At 50.5% G+C, this 23,884-nt stretch carries 19 protein-coding genes; 14 read left to right on the forward strand and 5 right to left on the reverse strand.

The window, feature by feature from the left end; all coding sequences use genetic code 11:
- Positions 1–106 precede the first annotated feature (106 nt).
- A complete protein-coding gene (locus AC3WQT_RS02950; protein WP_492702091.1) occupies positions 107–1,264 on the forward strand; it encodes a hypothetical protein in 1,158 nt (385 codons plus the stop codon).
- A 102-nt stretch (positions 1,265–1,366) separates the two neighbouring features.
- Here the strand turns inward: AC3WQT_RS02950 and AC3WQT_RS02955 are convergent, their stop codons facing one another.
- The 5 genes from AC3WQT_RS02955 to grpE form a co-directional block, all read right to left on the reverse strand.
- Positions 1,367–1,969, reverse strand: a complete 603-nt coding sequence (locus AC3WQT_RS02955; RefSeq protein ID WP_492702093.1) for a chalcone isomerase family protein — start codon at positions 1,967–1,969, stop codon at positions 1,367–1,369.
- Between the two features lie 71 nt (positions 1,970–2,040).
- Positions 2,041–5,019, reverse strand: coding sequence for an EAL domain-containing protein (locus tag AC3WQT_RS02960; RefSeq protein WP_492702095.1), 2,979 nt, complete (start codon positions 5,017–5,019; stop codon positions 2,041–2,043).
- A gap of 315 nt (positions 5,020–5,334) precedes the next feature.
- Complete coding sequence (dnaJ, locus tag AC3WQT_RS02965) at positions 5,335–6,453, reverse strand: molecular chaperone DnaJ (RefSeq protein ID WP_492702097.1); 1,119 nt, start codon at positions 6,451–6,453, stop codon at positions 5,335–5,337.
- A gap of 148 nt (positions 6,454–6,601) precedes the next feature.
- Complete coding sequence (dnaK, locus tag AC3WQT_RS02970) at positions 6,602–8,545, reverse strand: molecular chaperone DnaK (protein ID WP_492702099.1); 1,944 nt, start codon at positions 8,543–8,545, stop codon at positions 6,602–6,604.
- A gap of 142 nt (positions 8,546–8,687) precedes the next feature.
- Positions 8,688–9,287, reverse strand: a complete 600-nt coding sequence (grpE, locus tag AC3WQT_RS02975) for a nucleotide exchange factor GrpE (RefSeq protein ID WP_492702101.1) — start codon at positions 9,285–9,287, stop codon at positions 8,688–8,690.
- A gap of 750 nt (positions 9,288–10,037) precedes the next feature.
- Here grpE and rfbB point away from each other — a divergent pair.
- The 13 genes from rfbB (at position 10,038) to AC3WQT_RS03040 (ending at position 23,792) form a co-directional block, all read left to right on the forward strand.
- Positions 10,038–11,114, forward strand: a complete 1,077-nt coding sequence (rfbB, locus tag AC3WQT_RS02980; RefSeq protein WP_492702103.1) for a dTDP-glucose 4,6-dehydratase — start codon at positions 10,038–10,040, stop codon at positions 11,112–11,114.
- 26 nt (positions 11,115–11,140) lie between these two features.
- Positions 11,141–12,034, forward strand: coding sequence for a glucose-1-phosphate thymidylyltransferase RfbA (gene rfbA / locus AC3WQT_RS02985; RefSeq protein WP_492702105.1), 894 nt, complete (start codon positions 11,141–11,143; stop codon positions 12,032–12,034).
- Between the two features lie 17 nt (positions 12,035–12,051).
- Positions 12,052–12,597 carry a dTDP-4-dehydrorhamnose 3,5-epimerase gene (gene rfbC / locus AC3WQT_RS02990; protein WP_492702107.1) on the forward strand — a complete coding sequence of 182 codons (546 nt, stop codon included), beginning with the start codon at positions 12,052–12,054 and terminating at the stop codon, positions 12,595–12,597.
- A complete protein-coding gene (gene rfbD / locus AC3WQT_RS02995) occupies positions 12,594–13,571 on the forward strand; it encodes a dTDP-4-dehydrorhamnose reductase (RefSeq protein ID WP_492702109.1) in 978 nt (325 codons plus the stop codon). The genes rfbC and rfbD overlap by 4 nt, the downstream gene beginning before the upstream one ends.
- Positions 13,568–13,969: a sugar 3,4-ketoisomerase gene (locus AC3WQT_RS03000; RefSeq protein WP_492702111.1), complete on the forward strand. Its 402-nt coding sequence runs from the start codon at positions 13,568–13,570 to the stop codon at positions 13,967–13,969. Before rfbD ends, AC3WQT_RS03000 begins: the two co-directional genes overlap by 4 nt.
- A 186-nt stretch (positions 13,970–14,155) precedes the next feature.
- Positions 14,156–15,298: a DegT/DnrJ/EryC1/StrS family aminotransferase gene (locus AC3WQT_RS03005; protein WP_492702113.1), complete on the forward strand. Its 1,143-nt coding sequence runs from the start codon at positions 14,156–14,158 to the stop codon at positions 15,296–15,298.
- A gap of 2 nt (positions 15,299–15,300) precedes the next feature.
- Entirely contained in the window at positions 15,301–16,548 is a 1,248-nt protein-coding gene (locus AC3WQT_RS03010) for an O-antigen translocase (protein WP_492702115.1), read from the forward strand.
- Positions 16,535–17,986, forward strand: coding sequence for a hypothetical protein (locus AC3WQT_RS03015; protein WP_492702117.1), 1,452 nt, complete (start codon positions 16,535–16,537; stop codon positions 17,984–17,986). Before AC3WQT_RS03010 ends, AC3WQT_RS03015 begins: the two co-directional genes overlap by 14 nt.
- An 80-nt stretch (positions 17,987–18,066) precedes the next feature.
- Entirely contained in the window at positions 18,067–18,858 is a 792-nt protein-coding gene (locus AC3WQT_RS03020; protein ID WP_492702119.1) for a glycosyltransferase family protein, read from the forward strand.
- A gap of 3 nt (positions 18,859–18,861) precedes the next feature.
- The gene (locus AC3WQT_RS03025) at positions 18,862–19,818 is read left to right on the forward strand and encodes a UDP-glucose 4-epimerase family protein (RefSeq protein ID WP_492702121.1); all 957 of its coding nucleotides are present in this window, start codon (positions 18,862–18,864) and stop codon (positions 19,816–19,818) included.
- A gap of 8 nt (positions 19,819–19,826) precedes the next feature.
- Positions 19,827–20,387 carry a sugar transferase gene (locus tag AC3WQT_RS03030; protein ID WP_492702521.1) on the forward strand — a complete coding sequence of 187 codons (561 nt, stop codon included), beginning with the start codon at positions 19,827–19,829 and terminating at the stop codon, positions 20,385–20,387.
- 48 nt (positions 20,388–20,435) lie between these two features.
- Positions 20,436–22,373, forward strand: a complete 1,938-nt coding sequence (locus AC3WQT_RS03035; RefSeq protein WP_492702523.1) for a polysaccharide biosynthesis protein — start codon at positions 20,436–20,438, stop codon at positions 22,371–22,373.
- 42 nt (positions 22,374–22,415) lie between these two features.
- Positions 22,416–23,792, forward strand: a complete 1,377-nt coding sequence (locus AC3WQT_RS03040) for a phosphomannomutase/phosphoglucomutase (protein WP_492702123.1) — start codon at positions 22,416–22,418, stop codon at positions 23,790–23,792.
- Positions 23,793–23,884: the final 92 nt, after the last annotated feature.

A 23,884-nucleotide genomic window follows, 5' to 3' on the forward strand; every position in this document is an offset into this window, starting at 1 on the left:
AATCTTGATACAAGCCATAGCCATTATACATGATATAATGGCAACAAAAATTGACGAACGACTACCGACTGAGTAACCGACGGCAAGGCAGGGAATGATAGAAAAAATGACTAATCTGTTGTTGCAGGCATGTGGCCTGATTGCCGTATGTACTGGCAATGTATTAGCGGCCGACTTCAGCATCTTGAGCAGCACGATGAACAAGACCTTTGAGGAGGCTGGGAAGATCAGACAAGTCGAACTCAGGATGCCATATGTCAAGATGAGTAATGCAGATGTTGCCCAGCCCATCAATGATCAGCTTTACATTCATACACTGGGTTATTACGCGCCAGACAGCTATGCCTCAAACTTGACTGATAAAGGAGATCAAATTGCTTTTATCCGGAATCTTTCACATGAACTGGTCTATCAGAACGAACACAGGCTAGTAATAAAGGTCGCATCGTTTTTTTGCCGGCCCATCTGCTTTCAGTATGACGACTACTTTAATTTTGATTTGCGAAATGGTCATAAAATTGACTTGCATGAAGTCTTGCAGCCGGAAGCCAGCAAGATGATGGCGCGAGTAGTTCTCACAGAATTGCGCAAACGCTATCGCAAGGAAATTGATTTGCTACAAAATGAAATCCGCAAGTTGAAAAGTGGACAGTATCGTGGCGACCGCAAGCTAAAATACTTGCAAGACAGCCTACGTGTAAATAAAGACTGTCTGGTAAGTATTAAAGCAAAACTGTCTCCCATGGAATTCTTTAAGCAGTACGCGCTAACGAGTCGTTTTTTCGATGGCAGAGTAGAGTTCACTAACCACTGGTGCACCAGTTCTGACGAGAGATATCTGGATAAAGTAGCTACTACTGATTTTACTTTTAGCTATACAAGCTTGCGCCCATGGATGACAGCCTATGGCCGCACCATATTACTCAATGAAGGCGATGCCATAGACACGGACTGGAGGGGCCAAATCCTGTACGGCAGCATGGGTAAGGAATCAGTCAAAATACTAGCGCAGGAAACCAATAAATCTGGCCTTATCCACTACTCAGGCAATGTGGATATTTACGGTGATCTACACCAATCATATTTCTTCATGGGTGCGTGGATAGACAATGGTCAATTTAAGCTGATAAGCTTACCCGGTAGCAAACGTATCGCGATAAACCTCAGGCAAACAGGCAATACCTTGAGCGGTGAGTATATAGAGTTGGATGATGATGATCAGCCTACCAATAATATCCAGCAGATAAAATTGCGTATACCGTGATATGTTCTAGTGGGATGAGTCGCTTTAGTAAACATCCGTCAAAAAAACAGGCGCATCGTAATGCGCCTGTTTTTGAAACAGCGGTCTCAGAAACTTTCGGGTTTAGCGACCGCGTGTATCTTCCTCAGCCAGCATGGCTTTTTTCAGGCTGCGGTCTACCGGGGATTCTCCCAGCCAGATACGCAGCAAGGCATTGTAGAAACCGAGATCCGGATAAGGATCTCCCATTTTCTTGCCATTCAGTGCTACCACTGTGCCGACACCGGGTATCCAGTCATTGGTCATGACATCGCCTTTTTTGAGTTCAGGCACGGAGGCAAACAATTCACCGAAACGGATGAATTGTGAAGTCATTTTGGACTTTTCTGCCTTGTCGGTATTTTGTTGAATGCCGGTCATGAAACCACGTCCGAATTCTTCATTGCTGAGGTCGCGCAACATGACGATAGTCACGCGACGTGGACCTTGTGATGCCAGTACTTCTGGTACTGTGGTCTTTTTCTCTTTCAGATACAGTCCCGCTGCATAGACTTTGAAAATGGCCTTATAGCGTATGCCAGCACCGTTCAACTTCAATTCTGTGCCGCCTACCTGTACGCTTTCATCAAATTTAACTCCGGCAACTTCGGTGGCACTGGCCTGCGCACTCATACATACGGCCAGCGCCAGACCTGCCAGGCGCATTACTGTTTTGTTCAATCGCATTTGTCTCCCCTTTTATTTTAATACCACTTGTAAACTACTCGCCATCGCTTTGGGATACGATAGTCGCGACTCTAGCTTACCTGAATTTCAACTTTTGGGCTGTCGGCTTTTTGTAGCGTGTGACGGTTGCTGATGAAACGGTCAAATTCGTCTATGGGAATAGGCTTACAGAACAGGTAACCCTGATAGGCCTGGCAACCGGCCTGCAATAAAAATTCGCGCTGCTGTTCGGTTTCCACGCCTTCGGCAATCACATTCAAATCCAGGCTGGCACCCAGGCTGATGATGGTGCGGACGATGTTCGCATTGTTCACATCATCTGGCAGGTTGTGCACAAAACTGCGGTCTATCTTGAGCTGTGTCAGCGGCAAGCGTTGCAAGTAAGAAAGTGATGAATAACCGGTACCAAAATCATCCATGGAAAATCCCACGCCAAGTTTTTTGATGGCATGCATTTTTTCTATGACGATGGCGACGTCTTCAAGCACGACACTTTCAGTCAGCTCCAGTTTCAGCAAGACCGGGTTGGTACCCGTGTCATGCAAAATGCGTTTCACATCATCTACAAAACCAGGATGACGGAACTGGCGGGCGCTGACATTTACTGCCAGTTGCATGCCGGATTTAACCGGGTCATCGGCCCAGATGGCGATTTGCTTGCAGGCAGTTTCCAGCACCCATAGCCCTATCGGCAAGATGAGACCCGTTTCTTCTGCCAGGGGGATGAAATCCAGTGGAGACACCAGTCCGCGGTTGGGGTGATGCCAGCGCAATAAAACTTCTGCACCTATGGGGTCACCAAGGGCGCTGACTTGCAATTGATAATGCAGGACAAACTGATCATGCATGAGGGCATGGCGCAAATCAGTTTCCATCGCAGTGCGGAACTCCAGTGCTGCCTGCATGCTGGGATCAAAGAAGCGCACACTGTTTTTACCCAGCGCCTTGGCCTGGTACATGGCCATATCTGCGCGCCGCAATAATTCATCGATACCAACAGCCTCGGCACCAAACATGGTGATACCTATGCTGCCTGAACTTTCATAATCGATATGACCAAGATTAATGGTCTGGCTGAGTGTCAGGCGGATTTTTTCAGCGACGTTTTCAGCCAGACTGGCGGCATATTGCTGCTCTTCATGCAGGCCTTCGAGCAAGACCACGAACTCATCACCACCGGTGCGCGAGACTGTATCATCAGCGCGCACACAGGCATGGATGCGCTTGCCGATCTGGGTCAGCAGCAAGTCACCCATATTATGGCCCTGGGTATCATTCAGGGTTTTGAAGTTATCCAGGTCTATCATCAAAATCGCACCGTAACGCAGATGCCTGCGGCTCAGTGACAAGGCACGCGCCAATCTGTCCAGCAAAAGACGGCGATTCGGCAAACTGGTGAGTGGATCAAAAAAAGCCAGCTGATGAATTTTTTCTTCAGAGACCTTGTGCTCGGTAATGTCATTGAAAGAGCCGACATAATTACTGACCTTGCCATCCTCATCCAGCACGGCAGACACTACCAGCCGTTCGGAATAAATTTCACCATTCTTGCGGCGATTCCACAGCTCACCTTGCCAGCGATGATTACGGCGTATCTCGTCCCACATCTGGCTATAGAAAGACTCGTCGTGACGACCAGATTGCAGCAAGCGTGTGCCCTGACCTATCGCCTCGCTGGCTTCATAACCGGTGATGCGGGTAAATGCCTTATTGACGCGCAAGATGATGAGGTTGGCATCAGTGATTAATATGCCTTCTTCAGTTTCAAATGCCATGGCGGCAATTTCCAGCTCTTTGTCGGCCAGTTTTTTGTCGGTAATGTCACGCAACAGGGCGACGTATTGCTGTAATCTGGCTTGCTGGTCGTAGACGGGGGTGAGCAATAACTCCAGCCACAGTAACTGACCATTGTCACTCAGTCTGCTGTATTCCAGTGTCAGTGGTTTTTGCTCTTCATTATCCTGGGCCAACATGCTGGCAACAGCGGGAGCAAATAAATCACCGAGTTTTTTTTCATGCAAGGCATCTTCTGCATATCCACTCAAATGGCAAGCTGCCTCATTGACATAATTGATATGGCCGTCGCTGCCGGCGATCATCACACCTTGTGAAGTAGCGCTCAGGGCTTCATTGCGCAGACGCAGCAAGGCCTCACTTTCACGCAGCTCTTCTGCATTCAGTTCACGTTGCCTGCGTTTGATGGTGGATTGATAGCTGAGCATCCAGGCCATGAGGCAAACAATGAGGCCAAAAACTTCGATGAATCTCGATAACCTGGTCGTGCCTTGCCAGCCACCGTGCGGCAAGGCGGCCAGCTCCCAGCTACCGCCAGGCAGCATGATGCTCTGCCTGACCGCATCACCAGTGAACAAACTGCCGTCACCGAGAAACACTTCTCCCTTGCTGCCTTTGGCATCACGACCACGTATGGACAGATTGATTTCATTTTGCATCTGGGCGACGCCAGCCTGTTCCAGCAACTGGTCATAATTGACGACCATCGCGATCGAACCAAGAAATTCATCGCGGTTTTCATGCTGGTAGACGGGGATGCGCACTACCAGGCCGACACCGCCCTGCACCAGCGTCAATGGCCCGGCAATTTGTATGGTGTGTTCTTCTATCATGCGCTGATAGACTGGCCATTGCTTGGGTAACTGGCGATAATCGACACCGAGGATTTTTTCATTCCCTTTATAAGGATAGACATAGCTGGCCACCGTGCCTTTGACGAGAACCAGATTACGGATACTGGGATTGGCACTGGCCACTTCAGCCGCCAACACCTTGAATTCCTGTTCAGACAAATCAGGCTTGGTAGCGAACGTGACGGCCAGTACGCGGGCGGCAGAAATATTTGAAGTCATGCCCGTACCAAGCTTGGTACGCAAGACCACCAGCTTTTCTATGATGTCGACTTTTTGCTTCTGGATGGCCAGTTCACGTTCATTATTGTCAATGGCCCATAAACCCAGAAACACAATCAGAGCTACACCCAGAGCAAAAAGCCTGGGATATCTGGATGACAACCCGATATATGATTTATCCATCAAGGCGGTATGAGTCCTGAAAACAGGTTTTAATGTACTGTTTTTTGTTTTTGTGCTGTTTGTGCTGTTTGTTCTGTCTGTTAACGACTTGTTCTTGGTTTGCTTATAACTCAGGAGCAACAATATTCCACTCTTCTCATAGTAGCAGAATGCCATAGGGGTGACAGGCAGAATTGCGGCACTGATATGCAAGAAATGGTTTCGCGGTATATGAGCAACAAAAAAGCCTGCCAAAACAAGTTTGGGCAGGCTTTTAAGTAGAGCTTATAGCGCTTTTTGCCGGTTTTTTTGCAAAACTAGCAGAACTGATCGTGTCTATTCAAAGAATTTCTTGACCTTGTCCATCCAGGTTTTGCTTTGTGGATTGTGCTTGGGCCCACCTTCCACCGTCAGCTTTTCAAAATCACGCAAGAGTTCTTTTTGTTTTTCTGTCAGCTTCACCGGTGTTTCGATGACAACGTGACAGAACAAATCACCCGCATAACCAGAACGCACGCCCTTCACACCCTTGCTGCGCAGGCGGAAAGTCTTGCCGGACTGGGTGCCTTCAGGCACGGTGAAAGATGCCTTGCCGCTCAGGGTAGGTACTTCGATATCCCCCCCCAGTGCTGCCTTGACAAAGGAAATCGGGATTTCGCAATGCAGATCGTCGCCATCACGCTGGAATACCGGATGCTGCTTGATATGGATTTCCACATACAAGTCACCCGGAGGGCCACCATTCACACCCGGTTCACCGTTACCGGATGAGCGGATGCGCATGCCATCATCAATACCTGCAGGGATTTTGACTTCCAGCGTCTTATTACGCTTGATACGGCCAACGCCTGAGCAAGTAGTACAAGGATCAGGAATCATCTTGCCTGTGCCATGACATTTAGGGCAAGTCTGCTGTATGCTGAACAAGCCTTGCTGCATGCGCACCTGACCATGGCCACCGCAAGTTGTACAAGTGACTGGCGAGGTGCCTGGTTTGGCACCGGAGCCATGACAGGTATCGCAAGAATCCCAGCTAGGTACACGGATGGTGGTATCAAAACCGTTGGCAGCCTGTTCCAGCGAGATTTCCAGGTTATAGCGCAAGTCAGCACCACGATATACTTGCGGGCCGGCATTGCGACGGCCACCACCAAAAATATCACCAAAAATATCGCCGAAGGCATCAGCAAAACCACCTGCACCGCCACCACCGCCGCCGCCCATATTCGGGTCGACACCGGCGTGACCATAACGGTCATAGGCATCGCGCTTCTGGCTGTCGGAAAGCATCTCATAAGCCTCTTTGGCTTCCTTGAATTTTTCTTCCGCGACCTTGTTATCCGGATTGCGGTCCGGATGGTACTTCATCGCCATTTTGCGATAGGCCTTTTTGATTTCGTCTTCGGTGGCGTTTTTGCCCAGCCCAAGAATCTCGTAAAAATCACGCTTCGCCATCTCTTGTTAACCTCAGTATTGTTCTTGAACTTAAGTCTAGAATTTCTAGCATCGACTTAAGCATCAAACTTAAGCGCAAACGCCGGGCAGCATCGCAAAGCGAGCCACCCGGCGCGTCATGACGGGCGCAGACCCGTCAAACTAGGTATTACTTGCCGTCTTTGACTTCTTTGAAGTCAGCGTCAACTACATCATCATCTTTAGGTTTGGCATCTGCACCGGCCGCGCCTGCACCACCAGCAGTTGCGCCTGCGGCAGCCTGTTGTGCCTGCATGTCAGCGTAGACTTTTTCACCCAACTTTTGCGATGCAGTGGACAGTGCGCCCAGCTTGGTGTCGATCTCAGCCTTGTCACCGGATTTCAATACGTCTTCCAGCTCCTTGATGGCGGCTTCGATCTTCTCTTTTTCGCCAGCTTCCAGTTTGTCGCCATGTTCAGCCAGCGCTTTTTTGGTGGAATGCACCAGAGCGTCGCCCTGATTGCGGGACTCGGCCAATTCCTTGACCTTTTTGTCTTCTTCCGCGTTCAGCTCTGCATCTTTCACCATTTTCTGGATTTCTTCTTCCGTCAAACCAGAGTTTGCCTTGATGGTGATCTTGTTTTCTTTGCCAGTGGCTTTGTCTTTTGCACCTACGTGCAAGATACCATTGGCGTCGATGTCAAAAGTCACTTCAATCTGTGGCGTGCCACGGGCTGATGGTGGAATACCTTCCAGGTTGAATTCGCCCAGGCCTTTATTGCCGGCAGCGATTTCACGTTCACCCTGGTAAACCTTGATGGTCACTGCAGGCTGGTTGTCGTCTGCAGTAGAGAACACCTGGCTGAACTTGGTCGGGATAGTCGTATTCTTCTGGATCATCTTGGTCATGACGCCGCCCAGGGTTTCGATACCCAGAGACAAAGGTGTGACGTCCAGCAGCAACAGATCTTTACGGTCACCAGACAGAACAGAACCTTGAATCGCTGCACCAACGGCAACGGCTTCATCAGGATTCACGTCTTTACGTGGTTCCTTGCCGAAGAATTCTTTAACGATGTCCTGAACCTTGGGCATACGTGTCATACCACCAACGAGGATGATGTCATCGATGTCTGTGGTTTTCACGCCTGCATCCTTGATCGCCATGCGGCAAGGCTCGATGGTTTTCTGGATCAGTTCTTCTACCAGCGCTTCCAGCTTGGCACGTGTGATTTTCAAATTCAGATGCACAGGTGCGCCATTTGCCATGGCGATGTAAGGCTCGTTGATTTCTGTCTGTTGCGAGCTCGACAATTCAATTTTTGCACGCTCGGCAGAGGCCTTGATACGTTGCAAAGCGATAGGGTCTTTGGACAAGTCCAGACCATTGATCTTTTTGAATTCGTCGATGATGTAATCAATGATGCGTTGATCGAAATCTTCACCACCGAGGAAAGTATCACCGTTAGTGGATAATACTTCGAATTGCATTTCGCCATCTACGTCAGCGATTTCAATGATGGATACGTCGAAAGTACCGCCACCGAGGTCATATACCGCAATCTTGCGATCGCCTTTTTCTTTTTTGTCCAGGCCAAAGGCCAGCGCAGCAGCTGTTGGCTCATTGATGATACGTTTGACATCCAGACCAGCGATACGGCCGGCGTCTTTGGTTGCCTGACGTTGTGCATCGTTAAAGTAAGCAGGAACAGTGATGACTGCTTCTGTCACTTCTTCACCGAGGTAGTCCTCAGCGGTTTTTTTCATTTTGCGCAAAACTTCAGCAGAAATTTGCGGTGGTGCCAGACGCTTGTCGCGCACGGATACCCATGCATCGCCATTGTCAGCTTTGGAAATGGTGTAAGGCATCAGGCCGATGTCTTTTTGCACTTCTTTTTCTTCGAACTTACGACCGATCAAGCGTTTGACCGCGAACAGCGTGTTCTTGGGATTTGTTACAGCCTGGCGTTTGGCGGATGCACCAACCAGGATTTCGCCATCTTCTTGATAAGCAATAATGGAAGGCGTAGTACGCGCACCTTCTGCATTTTCGATCACTTTTGGCTGGCCGCCTTCCATGATAGCAACGCAAGAATTGGTTGTACCCAAATCAATACCAATCATTTTTCCCATGATAATTCCCTCAGAATGTAGATTTTTTTGTCAATGTTGGTGAGTCAGTGCGCTTTTTTATTGCAACTGAACTCGTCTGTTTCGGATATATGGTAAAAAACACGCTTTTCAAGCCATTTTTGCGTGTTTTTTTACGCTTTTCTTACTTTCCTTGCGCTACTGTCACTAAAGCCGGACGCAATAAACGGTCGGCAATGGTATAACCTTTTTGCAATACAGTCACGACGGTATTAGCCTCTTGCTCGGCAGGCACCATAGAGATGGCCTGGTGCTTCATAGGATCCAACTTATCGCCCTGTACCGGATTGATTTCGGTCAAACGATTTTTTTCAAATGCTGAGCTAAGTTGCTTCAATGTCATTTCCACGCCTTCTTTCAGCGCTTCTATAGACGGTGTGTCAATCTTCAGGGCCATTTCCAGGCTGTCCTTGACTGGCACCATGGCTTCGGCAAAACCTTCAATCGCAAACTTGTGTGCCTTGCTGATATCTTCCTGAGCGCGGCGGCGAATATTTTCACCTTCGGCCTTGGCGCGCATGAAAGAATCTTGCAATTCTTGCACTTTTGCTTCGAGCTTGGCAATCACTTGCTCAGCAGTATCCTGTGCAGGTACTGCTTCCTGGGCTGCTTCTGGTGCAGACGTCTGCACTATTTCACCTTGAACAACGCCATCCAGTTGAACTTCCGGCGCGGCTTCTTTTATTTCTACCTTTTCCGCTTGCTGGTTTTCTTGCTCTTGCATACTTACTCTCCCGATCAAAAACATACATTACCCCTGCATTTGGGGATATATCCTTACGATTTCAAGGCTTTATCTTCAAATTTTCCTGAACTTCTCTTACTCGCGGTGACTTGATCCAACATTGGGGTGGCCCGGCGCTAAGCAAGCTCTATTTCAAGCTACATTTGATGTACAAATAAACACATTTCGTAACAAAGTAAGAACAATTCATTACTGGAATATGCTGCGTCGCATCCTAAAATGATGCGTAAGAACCTGTTTACGATCTGTAGCGAGCGAGTATCAGCGGGGTCAAGGCAACATAAAACGCAGCGCAAAAAAGCGGAATGTACTCTACTACATGAGCATTTTGAGCAGCACATGAGCCCCGCACGAACTCCGATTGCGCTCGCGTAGTAGGATAGTAAGCAGGTTCCAAGAAATATCTTCATTGGAGGTATAACCATGAAACTCTCACTCATCTCCCTCATCTTGCTGGCCTACACCGTCGCCACTGTCGCCTGGATCTGCCTGTCCCAGACAAATACCCTGGCTTCGTAAGCTGATACGGCACAACGACATTTCAATAGTGGCAAGTTTTCAAACTCGCCAGCAGGTTTGTCGGTCGCTATCTATATAAAACAATTGCCAAAACATATTAAATAAACGCATAGATTAGTAGTCCCCTTCAACGAAAGCAGCCTCTTCTCAAGTAAAATCGCCTGTTGCAAGCAATTCAGCAGATTTCAGCGATTATTAGAGGAGTGAGGCATGATTTTTGTCACAGGAGGCGCGGGTTTCATCGGTGCCAATTTTGTTCTGGACTGGCTAGCCCAGTCGGATGAGTCTGTCCTCAATTACGACAAACTGACCTATGCTGGTAATTTGAACAACCTGACCAGCCTCAATAATGATGCGCGCCATGTGTTTGTCAAAGGCGACATCGTCGACAGTGCCCATCTATGCGGTTTGTTTTTTGAATATCAGCCGCGGGCCATCGTACACTTTGCAGCAGAAAGCCATGTAGACCGCTCCATCCTGGGCCCGGCCGCCTTTGTCACAACCAACGTGAATGGCACCTTCAATCTTCTGGAAGCAGCACGCACTTACTGGCAAAGTCTCGAAGGCGAAGATAAAGCCAACTTCCGCTTCCTGCATATATCCACGGATGAAGTGTATGGCACGCTGGCGGCAGACGATGCTGCCTTCACAGAAACCACAGCCTATGCACCAAACAGCCCCTACTCGGCAACCAAGGCTGCATCCGATCATCTGGTACGGGCATATCACCATACCTATGGCCTGCCGGTACTGACGACCAATTGTTCAAACAATTACGGGCCTTACCATTTCCCCGAAAAACTGATCCCGCTGATGATAGCCAATGCCCGCGCAGGCAAAGACTTGCCGGTCTATGGTGATGGCTTGCAGGTACGTGACTGGCTGTATGTGAAAGACCACTGCGCAGCAATCCGCCGGGTACTGGAAGCTGGCAAACCCGGCGAAACCTATAATGTGGGTGGCTGGAATGAGCAAACCAATCTCAGTGTGGTGCATACCCTGTGTGAATTGCTGGACGAATTGCAACCAAAAGCGCAAGGCAGTTACAAAGACCAGATCAAACATGTCACCGACAGACCAGGACATGACCGCCGTTATGCAATCGATGCCAGGAAGATAGAAAAAGAACTGGGCTGGAAGCCAAAGGAAACTTTCAGTACCGGCCTTAAAAAAACCGTGGAATGGTATCTCGCCAATGATGACTGGACCAGGCAGGTACAATCGGGCGAATACCTGAAATGGGTAGCATTGCAATATGAAGATGATGAAGACGGGGACGTAGTATGAGCGGCAGTAACGAGATAAACAGTAGCATGGCCAATACATCTGCACGCAAGGGTATCATCCTGGCTGGTGGCTCAGGCACACGCCTGTATCCCGTGACGCAGGCCATATCCAAGCAATTGCTGCCTGTGTATGACAAGCCCATGATTTATTACCCGCTGACATCGCTGATGCTGGCGGGGATACGCGACATCCTGATTATTTCCACCCCCCAGGATACGCCGCGCTTTGCCGAGTTGCTGGGCAATGGCAATCAATGGGGCATACAGCTCAGCTATGCAGTCCAGCCGTCACCTGATGGATTGGCGCAAGCCTTTATCATCGGCAAGGACTTTGTCGGTAATGCCAATACAGCCCTGATACTGGGTGACAATATTTATTATGGCCACGACTTTGAACCGCAATTACGCCAGGCTGATGCGCAACAAAGTGGCGCAACCGTATTTGCCTATCATGTACAAGATCCTGAACGCTATGGTGTCGTTGAATTCAATGAGCAACGCCAGGCCATCAGCATAGAAGAAAAGCCAAAAAACCCGAAATCCAATTACGCCGTCACTGGCCTGTATTTCTATGATAACCAGGTCTGCGATATCGCGGCCAATATCAAGCCGTCAGCACGTGGCGAGCTGGAAATTACCGATGTCAATAATGAATACCTGAAGCACGGTACGCTGAATGTGGAACTGATGGGCAGGGGTATGGCCTGGCTGGATACCGGCACCCATGAATCACTGCTCGAAGCCGGACAATTCATCGCCACCATAGAAAAACGCCAGGGCCTGAAAGTAGCCTGCCCTGAAGAAATTGCCTACCGCCGCCATTACATCAGCGATGCCGACCTCGAAAAACTCGCGCAGCCGCTGAAGAAAAATGAATATGGCCAGTATCTGTTGAAGTTACTGGACAAGAAAGCGTATTGATAGATGAGAGTTTTACGATGAAAGTTGTAGAAACCGGCTTGCCCGGCGTACTGATACTGGAACCCCGGGTTTTTGGCGATGACCGTGGTTTTTTCTATGAAAGCTTCAATGCCCGCACATTTGCTGAACTCACGGGCCTGAATGTCAATTTTGTGCAGGATAATCATTCCAAATCAGCCAAAAATGTCTTGCGCGGCCTGCACTACCAGATACAACAAAGTCAGGGCAAACTGGTGCGTGTCATTGCCGGTGAGGTCTTTGATGTGGTTGTCGACCTGCGCAAGTCTTCACCGACTTTTGGCAAGTCTGAGGCTGTCATCCTGTCTGGAGAAAACAAGCGCCAGTTGTGGATACCGCCGGGCTTTGCCCATGGCTTTTTAGTCACCAGCGACAGTACAGAATTTTTGTACAAGACCACCGATTACTGGGCACCAGAGCATGAACGCTGCCTGCTGTGGAATGACCCCATACTGGATATCAACTGGCCCTTGCAGGATGCGCCATTGCTGTCTGGCAAAGACCAGTTAGGCAAACTGCTGGCAGATGCCGAGGTCTTTGCATGAAGATATTATTGACAGGCACGAGCGGGCAACTGGGTCATGCCCTCCTGCCGCACTTGTCACGCTTGTCTGCAACTGCCACCATCCATGCGCCGCAAAAAGCAGAACTGGATTTGAGCAATGCCGCGCAATTGCGACTGTGCATCAACGACTTCAAGCCAGATCTGATTATCAATCCGGCTGCTTATACCGCGGTAGATCTGGCCGAGAGCGAGGCAGAAAAAGCCCATGCCATCAATGCGATAGCACCTGCCATCATGGCTGAAGAAGCACGCAAGCTGGGTGCTGGTCTCATCCATTACTCAACGGATTATGTCTTTGCCGGTGACAAGGCAGATGCAGAAGGCAACTGGCAAGCCTATGCAGAAACTGATGCAACAGGCCCCTTGAATGTCTATGGCAAAACCAAGCTGGCTGGTGAACAAGCCATTATCGCCAGTGGCTGCGCGCATCTGATCTTGCGCACCAGTTGGATCTATTCAAACTTTGGCAAGAATTTTTTCCTGACCATGCTGAAGCTGGCGCGTGAGCGTGAGCAATTACGCGTCGTTAATGACCAGTGGGGCACACCCAATTCTGCTGACTGGCTGGCCGCGACTACTTGCGGGATACTGGAGCAATTACAGCAATCCAAAGATGCGGTAAGCTGGTGGCAGCAATTTGGTAGTGTGTATCACCTGAGTGCTGCGTGCGCGACCAACTGGTTTGCCTTTGCCTCAGCCATCATAGAACTGGCAGACCAGCAAAACAAACTGGGCAAGGCCGCACCGCAGATCAGCGGCATACCAGCCAGTGAATATCCTGTGCCCGCGCGTCGTCCGTATAACTCTTTATTGAATACAAAAAAATTGCAGGCTGCTTTTGGATTGTCCATACCGGACTGGCGCATCCCCCTGGCTGGCTGCATGCAAAGCGTGCAAGCGCCTGTTTATGCATCACCCCATACAACAACTCAAGCTCAAGGTCAGACCACGTGAAACTGCAAATGATACCTATGCGCGTGCTCGGTGATGAGCGCGGCAGCCTGGTCGCCGTCGAGGCCAACCAGGACATCCCTTTTCCTATTGCTCGGGTTTATTATATTTTTGGTACGCTCGAAGGTGTGGAGCGCGGTTTTCATGCCCACAAGACCTTGCAACAAGTGGCAGTGGCCGTACGCGGTTCCTGCACCATGGTGTTTGATGATGGCAAAGAGCGCGTAGAACTCGAACTCGATTCGCCGGCCAAGGGTGTTTATATCGGTACGCGCATCTGGCATGAAATGAAAAATTTCACCGAAGATTGCGTCTTGCTGGTGTTTGCTGACCAGCACTATGAAGAAGCAGATTATTTGCGCAAATATGATGAGTTTTTGAAGTTCATAGAAACTGACTGATATCAGTCAATCTGGAAAAGACCTCTCACAACAGAGGCACAGAGGAAGGAATAAACTTTTGCAAAAGTTTATCGTTGCGCAAGCAAGCGACATGTCGCTTGAATTCCTTGCTTCACCACAGAGAAATCAAGAGAAAATCTGTCTTAGTGCAGTCCTTCTTACACGTGAAATAAGTGAATGGATAATATGAAACCTATACCTTATCTGGAACTCAAGCCTCAGCATCAGGATTTGCGTACAGAGTTGAATCAGGCTTTTAATGAAGTATTGGATAGCGGCTGGTTTATCCAGGGCAAACAGCTGGAAGCCTTTGAAGCTGAGTATGCCGCGTATTGCGGCAGCCAGTATTGCGTTGGTGTCGGCAATGGCATGGATGCGCTGCACCTGATTTTGCGCGCCTATGGCATAGGCGAAGGCGATGAAGTCATCGTGCCTTCGAATACTTATATCGCCAGTTGGCTGGCGGTGTCGTATGCAGGTGCGACGCCAGTTGCAGTGGAGCCGGATCTGGCTACTTACAATATCGATCCTGCAAAAATCGCGGCGGCCATTACTCCCAAAACCAAAGCCATCATGGTCGTGCATCTGTATGGTCAAATCGCAGACATGGATCCGGTTATCACCATCGCCCGTGAACATGGTTTGAAAGTCATAGAGGATGCAGCGCAATCGCACGGTGCAACATATAAAGGGCGTGTCTCTGGTGGCCTGGGTGATGCTGCTGCCCACAGTTTTTATCCGGGCAAGAACCTCGGCGCACTGGGCGATGCTGGTGGAGTCACTACCAATGATGCAGAACTGGCCAAGCAATTAAAAGTCTTGCGCAATTATGGTTCGCAAATCAAATACCATAATGAAGTCAAAGGTTACAACTCACGCCTTGATGAATTACAGGCTGCACTACTAAGAGTAAAACTGGGCAGACTCGATGGCTGGAATGTGCAGCGCCGTGCACTGGCACAGCAATATCATGAAGGCTTGAAAGACTTGCCTGGCCTGGTGATACCGTTTGTGCCTGAGTGGTCCGAACCGGTCTGGCATATCTATGCCGTGCGTCATGCCAAGCGCGATGCCCTGCAAAAACACTTGCAGGACGCTGGCATAGGCAGCCTGGTGCACTACCCCATCCCGCCGCATCTGCAACCGGCGTATGCTGAATTGCAACTGGGTGTGGGCAGTTTCCCTCTGTCTGAACAAATCCATGGAGAAGAATTGAGCCTGCCGCTAGACCCATATCTTGCACCGGAAGATGTCAGCCGCGTCATCGCCGCAGTTCGCGATTTCGTTCTGCAAGCTGGCTCAGCTAGTTCAACTGCATCAGCTACCTGACAATGACACTGGTACGCACCAGCCTGTTGAATGCAATTGCTGTCATCGTCAGGATGCTGACCATGCTGGGCCTGAACAAATTGCTGGCAGTATATGTGGGGCCAGGTGGCTATGCCGTCATAGGCCAGTTCCAGAATGCCGTGACCATGATCTTGTCATTTGCCAGTGGCGCAATTTCCACCGGCGTGACCAAGTACACAGCTGAACATGGCGACGATGCCGCCGCCCAGCAAAGAGTATGGGCCAGTGCGGCGCGTATCTCTGTCTATTGCTCACTGGCGGCCTCTGCCTTCATTGCGGTATTTCACCAGCAACTGGCGGTATTGCTATTAAAAGATGCGCAATATGGCAGCGTGTTTTTATGGCTGGCAGCCAGCCTGGTGCTGTTTGTCTTGAATACGCTCTTGCTGGCGATTTTGAATGGCAAGAAAGCAGTCGCTGCCTATGTAGGAGCCAACATCGCGACCAGCATAGTCACACTGATGGCAACCTGGTTGCTGGCCAGCGTCTGGGGCCTGTATGGCGCACTGGTAGCGCTGGCAGTGAACCAGTCTTTCGTCGCCATCATCACACTCATCCTCTGCCTGCGCAGCAAGTGGTTCAGCTTTGGCATGCTGTTTGCAAAGGCAGACAAGAACATGCTGCGCAAGCTGGGCGCTTATGCGCTAATGGCTGTCGTCACTGCCACGGTCGTGCCGTTGAGCCAGATGCTGATACGTAATCACCTGGCGCAGGATTTTGGATGGCAAGAGGCGGGTTATTGGCAGGCTGTAACACGCATCAGTGATATTTACCTGATGCTGATCACTACCACGCTGACGGTGTATTACCTGCCGCGCCTGGCAGAAATCAAGGCAGCAGCAGAATTGAAAAAAGAAATCGCCCGCGTATATCGCTTCGTTTTGCCTTTGACAGCACTGGGTGCAGTCATGGTCTATCTCTTGCGTGATCTCATGCTGTGGCTGGTATTCACAGAAGAGTTCCGCCCCATGTTACAGCTACTGGCATGGCAACTGATGGGGGACTTTATCAAGATAGGCAGTTGGGTGCTGGGCTTTGTCATGCTGGGCCGGGCGCTGACCAGGCCTTATGTGATTACCGAGATCGTCTTCAGCCTGTCGCTAGTTGTGCTGACTTATCTGCTGACCCCTACATTTGGTTTGCAGGGTGCAGTGATTGCCTTTTGCATTAACTATGTATTGTATTGGGCATGTATCGCCTGGATTTTAAAAAAATATGCCTACCGCTGAACGCCCACTCAAGCTCGCCAGTTTTATACAGGCATGCGTCGCCCGCATACTCGCGACGGGAGAACTCGATAGTTGCATACGGCGCGCCCGCGCGCTTGGCGAGCTGCTATGGAAAAACAATCTGGGTCAGTATGCTCTGCCTGAGCTGGAACAGGCCTTGCTGCAGCGTTATCAACATTTGTTCACAGCGCCAGCACAGCAAGGCATCAAGGCAACTTATCTGCATGTATTGAGCCAGACTTATACCGCCAGCGGCCATACCCGCGTAGTTGAGCACCTGATAGCCAGTCAGGCCTTGCAGGATTCTGCGGTATTGGTGACAGAAAAAGCACCACTTGCTACCTGGGAAAAATTGAGTACGCCTGGCCATCCCTGCATCTGTCTGCCCAAATTCAGCAACAGGCAAGACAAGATACAGGCCTTGCTGAATCACTTTGCACAATACAACATCCTTGTGCTGCATATCCACCCCTACGATATCGATGCCGTCATCGCTGCTGGTTTAGCCAGGCAATTGTGCGGCACCCGCATCTATATGTACAACCATGCCGACCATGTATTCTCTTATGGTCACGGCATCGCAGACGTAGTGCTTGAACTCAGTTATTTTGGCTGGGAACTCAGTAAACTGCGTGGCAGCCATGAGAAATGCGTGTTTGCAGGCATCCCGTTAAAGTTGCCGGATACCACTGCCGAACGGCCAGAAAATGCCACAGGCCATATCGCCAGCGCAGGCTCAGCTTATAAATACAAGCCAGGCGGTGAGTATTCCTTCCCTGATTTTGCGGTACGCCTGCAAGCCAGGACGGGGCGCAAACTGATGTTGATAGGCCCCAACCTGAAAACCAACTGGTGGTGGTGGAAGCCTGCACGACAAATGGGCAAGCAGGCGATTTTCCACAAACGTATGGCTTATCAGGATTATCTGGTCTGCATGCGCGACGCCAGTGTCTATGTCGATAGCTTCCCCTTGACCGGTGGCACGGCCTTCCCGGAAATGGCGGTCAAAGGTCTGCCCTGCTTTGGCATATTGACCGGCGCGCATGGTTATTCTCCTGCGGATAAGCTCAAATCAGGCAGTCAGGATACCTTGCTGGACGACATGAGCTATTATTTACAGCAAACCCGGCAGCAAACGCCACAACAAGCGCAACAGCAACGCCCCGGCTTGGACCAGGCTGCGATACTGCAAGAAATCAGGCAAGCGCATGATATAGAACAGGTGGCACGGCGCATCAGTATGGCAGAAACAGCGAATGCGCAAGAAAAACAACCGCCATGGTTAAATCCCGCACCTATAAACTGTGATTTCTATGAGAAAATCTGGTACACAAGAAAATTGTTCACGCCGCCCATCCATAACTTCCCTGACTGGAAATTGGGCGTATTATTTTTAAAGTATTGGATACAAAGTCGCCAGCTTAGTCACCAGGCTTAATTGCTAGCTAATTGCTAGTTTAATCGCCAGCTCAGTTGCCAGCTCAGTGCCAGACCCTATGCAGCATCACTTAGTAAACTATGATACATGTCGCAATCGTCAGTCACGGCCATGAAAATCTGCTTATCGCAAGCGGCATGGGTGGCTTGCGCGATGCCGCTGCGAACATGCATGTGTGGATCAAGGATAATCACCCTTCCCCGGAATTAAAAGCCTATTGTCTGCAACATGGCGTTTCTTACATAGACGATAAACCTGGCCTGGGTTTTGGCGAAAACAATAATTACCTGTTTGATCTGATCAGCAGCAGCATCGGTTTTGCCGAAGGTGACAGTTTTATCGTCATGAATCCTGACATCACCATCAGCGCTGACACCATAGTCACCCTGGTTGAGAACATGCGGCGCGACGCTTTTCCTGTAGCCACCATCAATCTCTATCGTGATGAACAACATCTGTATGTGGATGCGAATGTACGCCGTTTCCCGAATGTGATTTCATTATTGCGCATGGTGGCGGTGCGCTCCCTGTCCGAACCGTATGACAAGAAGACCATGACAGAAACCTGCCATGTTGATTGGGCCTCTGGTGCCTTCCTGGCTTTTGATGCGCTGCACTATCAGGCACTGCAAGGCTTTGATACACGGTATTTCATGTATTTTGAAGATGTGGATATCTGTTACCGTTCCAAGCAATTGCTGGGCAAGGGCATACGTTTTTATCCACAACTAAACGCTACTCATACAGCCGCCCATAAAAACCGCAACCTGGTGTCACGCCATGCCAGCTGGTTTTTCCGCAGTTTCCTGAAATTCCTCTCGCGCCGCTATTTTGTCTATGACAGGCGGTCGAATTTGCCTGCTGCCAAATAAAGTATGAAGCAGCAAATCTTGTTGACCGGTGCCAGCGGCTTTGTCGGCCAGGCTATTGCCCGCGCATGTCTGTCTCAGGGTATCGCCCTGATTTGCCCTGGCCGCCGCCCTTTGGATTGGCAGGCCGCGGACATGCACAATCCCATAGTCAGCGACATGACTCCTGACACTGACTGGTCTGCCCATCTGCAAGGAGTGGACATCGTCATCCACAGCGCTGCGCGGGTGCATGTCATGCAAGAGACAGCCAGCGACCCTCTCGCGCAGTTCCGTGCCGTCAATGTAGGCGCCAGCCTGCAACTGGCACGCCAGGCTGCAGCTGCGGGCATCAAGCAATTTATTTATCTGAGCTCGGTCAAGGTGAATGGTGAAGCGACCCTGCCTGGTCATCCTTACACTGCCGATGATCAACCCATGCCTCAGGATGCCTATGGTATTTCCAAAATGGAGGCCGAACAGGCTTTACTGCAACTGGCACAGACAACTGGCATGGCTGTCACCATCATACGCCCGCCGCTGGTGTATGGGCCGGGTGTCAAAGCCAATTTCCTGAGCATGCTGCGCATGGTGCGCCGTGGCCTGCCTTTGCCATTGGGTAGCATCCATAACCAGCGCAGCTTTGTGTATCTGGATAATCTGGTTGACCTTATCCTGCATTGCCGGCTGAACGAAGTGGCGCGCAACCAGATATTCCTGGCCTCCGATGGCAGGGATTTATCGACGACAGAATTATTGCGCCTGTGCGCGCAGGCTTTGCAAGTTAAATCCCGCTTGCTCCCTTTCCCGGCGGGCTTGCTGACACTTGCTGCCAGCATACTGGGCAAAAGAAATGTCGCGGACCGTTTATGCCAGTCGCTGCAAGTCGATATCAGCAAAACCAGAAAGCTGCTGGCCTGGTCACCACCTTATACCGTAGAACAAGGCTTGCAAGCCACGGCTGCAGCCATACCTGTTGAATGAAGAATATGTTGAAGCGCCTTTTCGATCTCGTCCTTGCACTGACAGCCAGCCTGTTTTTGATCATCCCTTTGATCATCGTTGCCATCTGCGTCAAGCTGACTTCACGTGGGCCGGTCGTCTACTGGTCCGATCGTGTCGGGCGCAATAATGCCATCTTCAAGATGCCCAAGTTTCGCAGCATGCTCATCGACACACCTGCGGTTGCCACCCATCTGTTGAGCAATCCTGATCAATACCTGACACCCATCGGTTCTTTCCTGCGCAAATCCAGCCTCGATGAATTACCGCAATTGTGGAGCATACTCTGTGGTGACATGAGTTTTGTGGGGCCACGCCCTGCCCTGTACAATCAGGATGACCTGATCGCCCTGCGCACAGAAAAGCAAGTACATACTATCCCACCTGGCTTGACAGGCTGGGCGCAAATCAATGGCAGGGATGAATTACCTATTCCTGTCAAAGTGGATCTGGATGCGTATTACCTGCAGCATCAATCCTTCATGCTGGATATTCGCATCTTGTTCCTGACCTTCTACAAGGTGGTGCGTCGTGATGGTGTTACACATTAATGAGCATTCATAAGATTAACAAGCAATGAATCGAGATATGCAATCATGATGCAATCCCTGCTCAATCTGCCGCGTCTGCAAAAACAGGTGATTGCTGCCCTGGCTGATGCCGTCTGCCTGCCACTGATGTTTATCCTGGCGATCTGGCTGCGCTATGAAACCTTTAATCTCAGCCTGTTCAATCATTACTTCTGGCTCATCGTTTCTTCTTCCCTGATCGCCATACCGGTATTCATACGCATAGGTTTATACCGTGCCGTGATACGTTTCATCGATCAGAAAATCATCAGCGTAGTCGTCTTTGGTGTCACTCTGTCGGTGCTGTTCATGGCCTTTGTGGCGGTGATGCTGCATATCACGCCATTATCGCGGGCAGTGTTTGGCTTTTTTTGGGCAGGCTCCATCTTGTATGTGGGTGCCAGCCGTTTTCTGGCCAGGGCCTGGCTGTTACAGGCTGACATGGCTGAAAACGCCACCCGCATTGCCATTTATGGCGCTGGCAAAGCCGGTGCGCAACTGGCCACTGCCCTGCGTGCAGGTGGTGAATATGTGTGCGCCGCCTTCATCGACGACAACAAGTCCGTGCAAGGTTCGACCATAGGCGGCGTCAAGGTATTTGCACCTGAGCTATTGAAGGACCTGGCCGACCGCCACGACATACGCGAGATTTTGTTGGCCATGCCCAGCATCAGCAAGACAAGGCAAAAGCAGATACTTGATCAGCTTGAGCCGCTGAAGCTCAAGATCAAAGTCACGCCATCGATACAAAGCCTGGTCAATGGCGAACTGCGTGTGCAGGACATACGCGAAGTCGAGATAGAGGATTTGCTAGGCCGTGACCAGGTTGAACCCGATGCCCGCCTGCTGAGTATCTGTATCACCGGCAAGCGTGTCATGGTAACTGGTGCAGGTGGTTCCATCGGTTCTGAACTATGCCGCCAGATCTTGCGCCAGCGCCCCACCAAACTGGTCCTGCTGGAAATGTCGGAATACGCCCTGTATGCCATAGAACAGGAATTGACTGGCCTGCGCCAGCAATTAAAGCTGGATGTAGAGATTTTGCCCTTCCTCGGTTCGATACTCGACAGCGCCAAACTGGACCGCATCTTCACCACCTGTGAAATAGAAACCCTGTACCATGCGGCCGCCTACAAGCATGTGCCGCTGGTCGAGCATAATCCGGCAGAAGGCATACGCAATAATGTGTTTGGTACACTGTCCGTGGCGCAAGCTGCCATGGCTGCAGGGGTCAAGAATTTTGTATTGATCTCGACTGACAAGGCGGTGCGCCCTACCAATGTCATGGGTGCGACCAAGCGCCTGGCAGAGCTGATCTTGCAAGCCTGCTCACGTCGCCAGCAACATACGCGTTTTTGCATGGTGCGCTTTGGCAATGTGCTGGGATCATCCGGCTCGGTCGTACCGCTGTTTCGTAAACAAATCATGGCGGGTGGCCCCATTACCCTGACCCACCCTGAGATCACCCGTTACTTCATGACCATACCCGAAGCTGCACAACTGGTCTTGCAGGCCGGTGCCATGGGTGAAGGTGGAGATGTGTTTGTACTCGACATGGGCGAACCGGTGCGCATCATTGATCTGGCAAGACGCATGGTGCATCTGAGCGGCCTGGAAGTGAAAAGTGAAGCAACACCAGACGGCACCATAGAAATCCAGCATGTAGGCCTGCGCCCCGGTGAAAAACTGTATGAAGAATTGCTGATAGGCGACAATGTCGAAGGTACTTCGCACCCGCTGATCATGCGCGCCCAGGAAAATGAATTGCCATGGGATCAACTGAATGCCCTGTTGCAAAACCTGCATACTGCCTGCACCGCCTTTGATTATGAGCAAATCCGCGCCCTGTTGCTGCAAATAGTGGCAGAATATGAACCACAATGCGGTATTGAAGACCTGATCTGGCAAGCCCAGCAAGTTGGCACTGAAGAGCAGGCCACAAAGGCCAGCGCTGGCCTGCTCCACTGAAGCATTAGATTAATTAGCTAATTTAGATAAAGAAGAAAAATCATGTCCCTACTTTCCCCCAGCATATTCAAAGCCTACGATATTCGCGGCATCATCGACAAAACCCTGGATGCAGAAGTTGCTCACCTGATAGGCCAGGCCTTTGGCAGCGCAGCCATCGCCAAGGGTGAGAAAGCTGTGGTTATAGGCCGTGATGGCCGCTTGTCCGGCCCGGACCTCATCACAGCGCTGGCCAAGGGTTTGCAATCAACTGGCATTGACGTCATCGACCTGGGCGTAGTTGTCACCCCCATGGTGTACTTTGGCACCAATGTATTGGGTGCTACCTCCGGTATCATGGTCACAGGCAGCCACAACCCACCTGACTACAATGGTTTCAAAATGGTGCTGGCTGGTGAAGCGATTTATGGCGATGCCATACAAGCGCTGTACCAGACCATCCTGAACAAGGATTTCAAACAAGGCAGCGGCAACTACCGCACGCATGACATCAAGGCGACTTATCTTGAGCGCATCATCGGTGACGTCAAGCTTGCCCGTCCTTTGAAAATTGCCGTCGATTGCGGCAATGGCGTGGCAGGTGCATTTGCCGGTGAATTGTATCGCGGCATGGGTTGTGAAGTCATAGAACTGTTTTGCGAAGTCGATGGTACTTTCCCTAACCACCACCCTGACCCAGCACATTCAGAAAACCTGCAAGACCTGATACGCTGCCTGCAAACCACTGATGCAGAAATAGGCCTGGCATTTGATGGCGATGGTGACCGTCTCGGTGTCGTTACCAAGGATGGTCAGATCATTTACCCTGACCGCCAGCTCATGCTGTTTGCTGAAGACGTGTTGACACGCAACCCCGGCGCGCAGATATTGTATGACGTCAAATGCACACGCCATATCGCACCCTGGGTCAAAGCACGCGGTGGCGTACCACTGATGTGGAAAACCGGCCATTCCCTGGTCAAGGCCAAGCTGCGCGAAACCGGCTCACCTCTCGGTGGCGAAATGAGTGGCCACATTTTCTTCAAAGACCGCTGGTATGGTTTTGATGATGGCCTGTATGCAGGTGCCCGCCTGCTGGAACTCGTCAGCCGCGTAGCTGACATGACAGCCACACTGAACAATTTGCCGCAATCGACTTCGACACCAGAACTGCAATTGCAACTGGCTGAAGGTGAAAACTTCAAGATCATCGCTGCCATGCAAGCCAATGCCAGCTTCCCAGGCTCCGATGAAATCATCACCATTGATGGCTTGCGCGTTGAATACCCGGACGGCTTCGGCCTGGCCCGTTCATCCAACACCACACCCGTCATCGTCATGCGCTTTGAAGCCGAAAACCCCGAAGCACTGGCACGCATACAGGACGCAATGAAGCAGGCTGTGCTGGCTGTTAAGCCAGATGCGAAATTGCCGTATTAATTTTATTTAAACCTAAAACATAAAAGCTCACCACAGAGATACAGAGAAAAACAAGAGAAAATCTTTTAAGCTAAAAGTGTTTGGCAATGACT

This window comes from Undibacterium sp. FW305-107, assembly GCF_058788535.1.

Coding starts and splice junctions, on each gene's coding strand:
- AC3WQT_RS03005 (WP_492702113.1), top strand. CDS start 14,156: ATGAAACCTATACCTTATCTGGAACTCAAGCCTCAGCATCAGGATTTG.
- grpE (WP_492702101.1), bottom strand. CDS start 9,287: ATGCAAGAGCAAGAAAACCAGCAAGCGGAAAAGGTAGAAATAAAAGAA.
- rfbA (WP_492702105.1), top strand. CDS start 11,141: ATGGCCAATACATCTGCACGCAAGGGTATCATCCTGGCTGGTGGCTCA.
- dnaJ (WP_492702097.1), bottom strand. CDS start 6,453: ATGGCGAAGCGTGATTTTTACGAGATTCTTGGGCTGGGCAAAAACGCC.
- dnaK (WP_492702099.1), bottom strand. CDS start 8,545: ATGGGAAAAATGATTGGTATTGATTTGGGTACAACCAATTCTTGCGTT.
- AC3WQT_RS02960 (WP_492702095.1), bottom strand. CDS start 5,019: ATGGATAAATCATATATCGGGTTGTCATCCAGATATCCCAGGCTTTTT.
- AC3WQT_RS02955 (WP_492702093.1), bottom strand. CDS start 1,969: ATGCGATTGAACAAAACAGTAATGCGCCTGGCAGGTCTGGCGCTGGCC.
- AC3WQT_RS03040 (WP_492702123.1), top strand. CDS start 22,416: ATGTCCCTACTTTCCCCCAGCATATTCAAAGCCTACGATATTCGCGGC.
- rfbC (WP_492702107.1), top strand. CDS start 12,052: ATGAAAGTTGTAGAAACCGGCTTGCCCGGCGTACTGATACTGGAACCC.
- rfbB (WP_492702103.1), top strand. CDS start 10,038: ATGATTTTTGTCACAGGAGGCGCGGGTTTCATCGGTGCCAATTTTGTT.
- AC3WQT_RS03035 (WP_492702523.1), top strand. CDS start 20,436: ATGCAATCCCTGCTCAATCTGCCGCGTCTGCAAAAACAGGTGATTGCT.
- AC3WQT_RS02950 (WP_492702091.1), top strand. CDS start 107: ATGACTAATCTGTTGTTGCAGGCATGTGGCCTGATTGCCGTATGTACT.
- AC3WQT_RS03020 (WP_492702119.1), top strand. CDS start 18,067: ATGATACATGTCGCAATCGTCAGTCACGGCCATGAAAATCTGCTTATC.
- AC3WQT_RS03025 (WP_492702121.1), top strand. CDS start 18,862: ATGAAGCAGCAAATCTTGTTGACCGGTGCCAGCGGCTTTGTCGGCCAG.
- AC3WQT_RS03010 (WP_492702115.1), top strand. CDS start 15,301: ATGACACTGGTACGCACCAGCCTGTTGAATGCAATTGCTGTCATCGTC.
- rfbD (WP_492702109.1), top strand. CDS start 12,594: ATGAAGATATTATTGACAGGCACGAGCGGGCAACTGGGTCATGCCCTC.
- AC3WQT_RS03015 (WP_492702117.1), top strand. CDS start 16,535: ATGCCTACCGCTGAACGCCCACTCAAGCTCGCCAGTTTTATACAGGCA.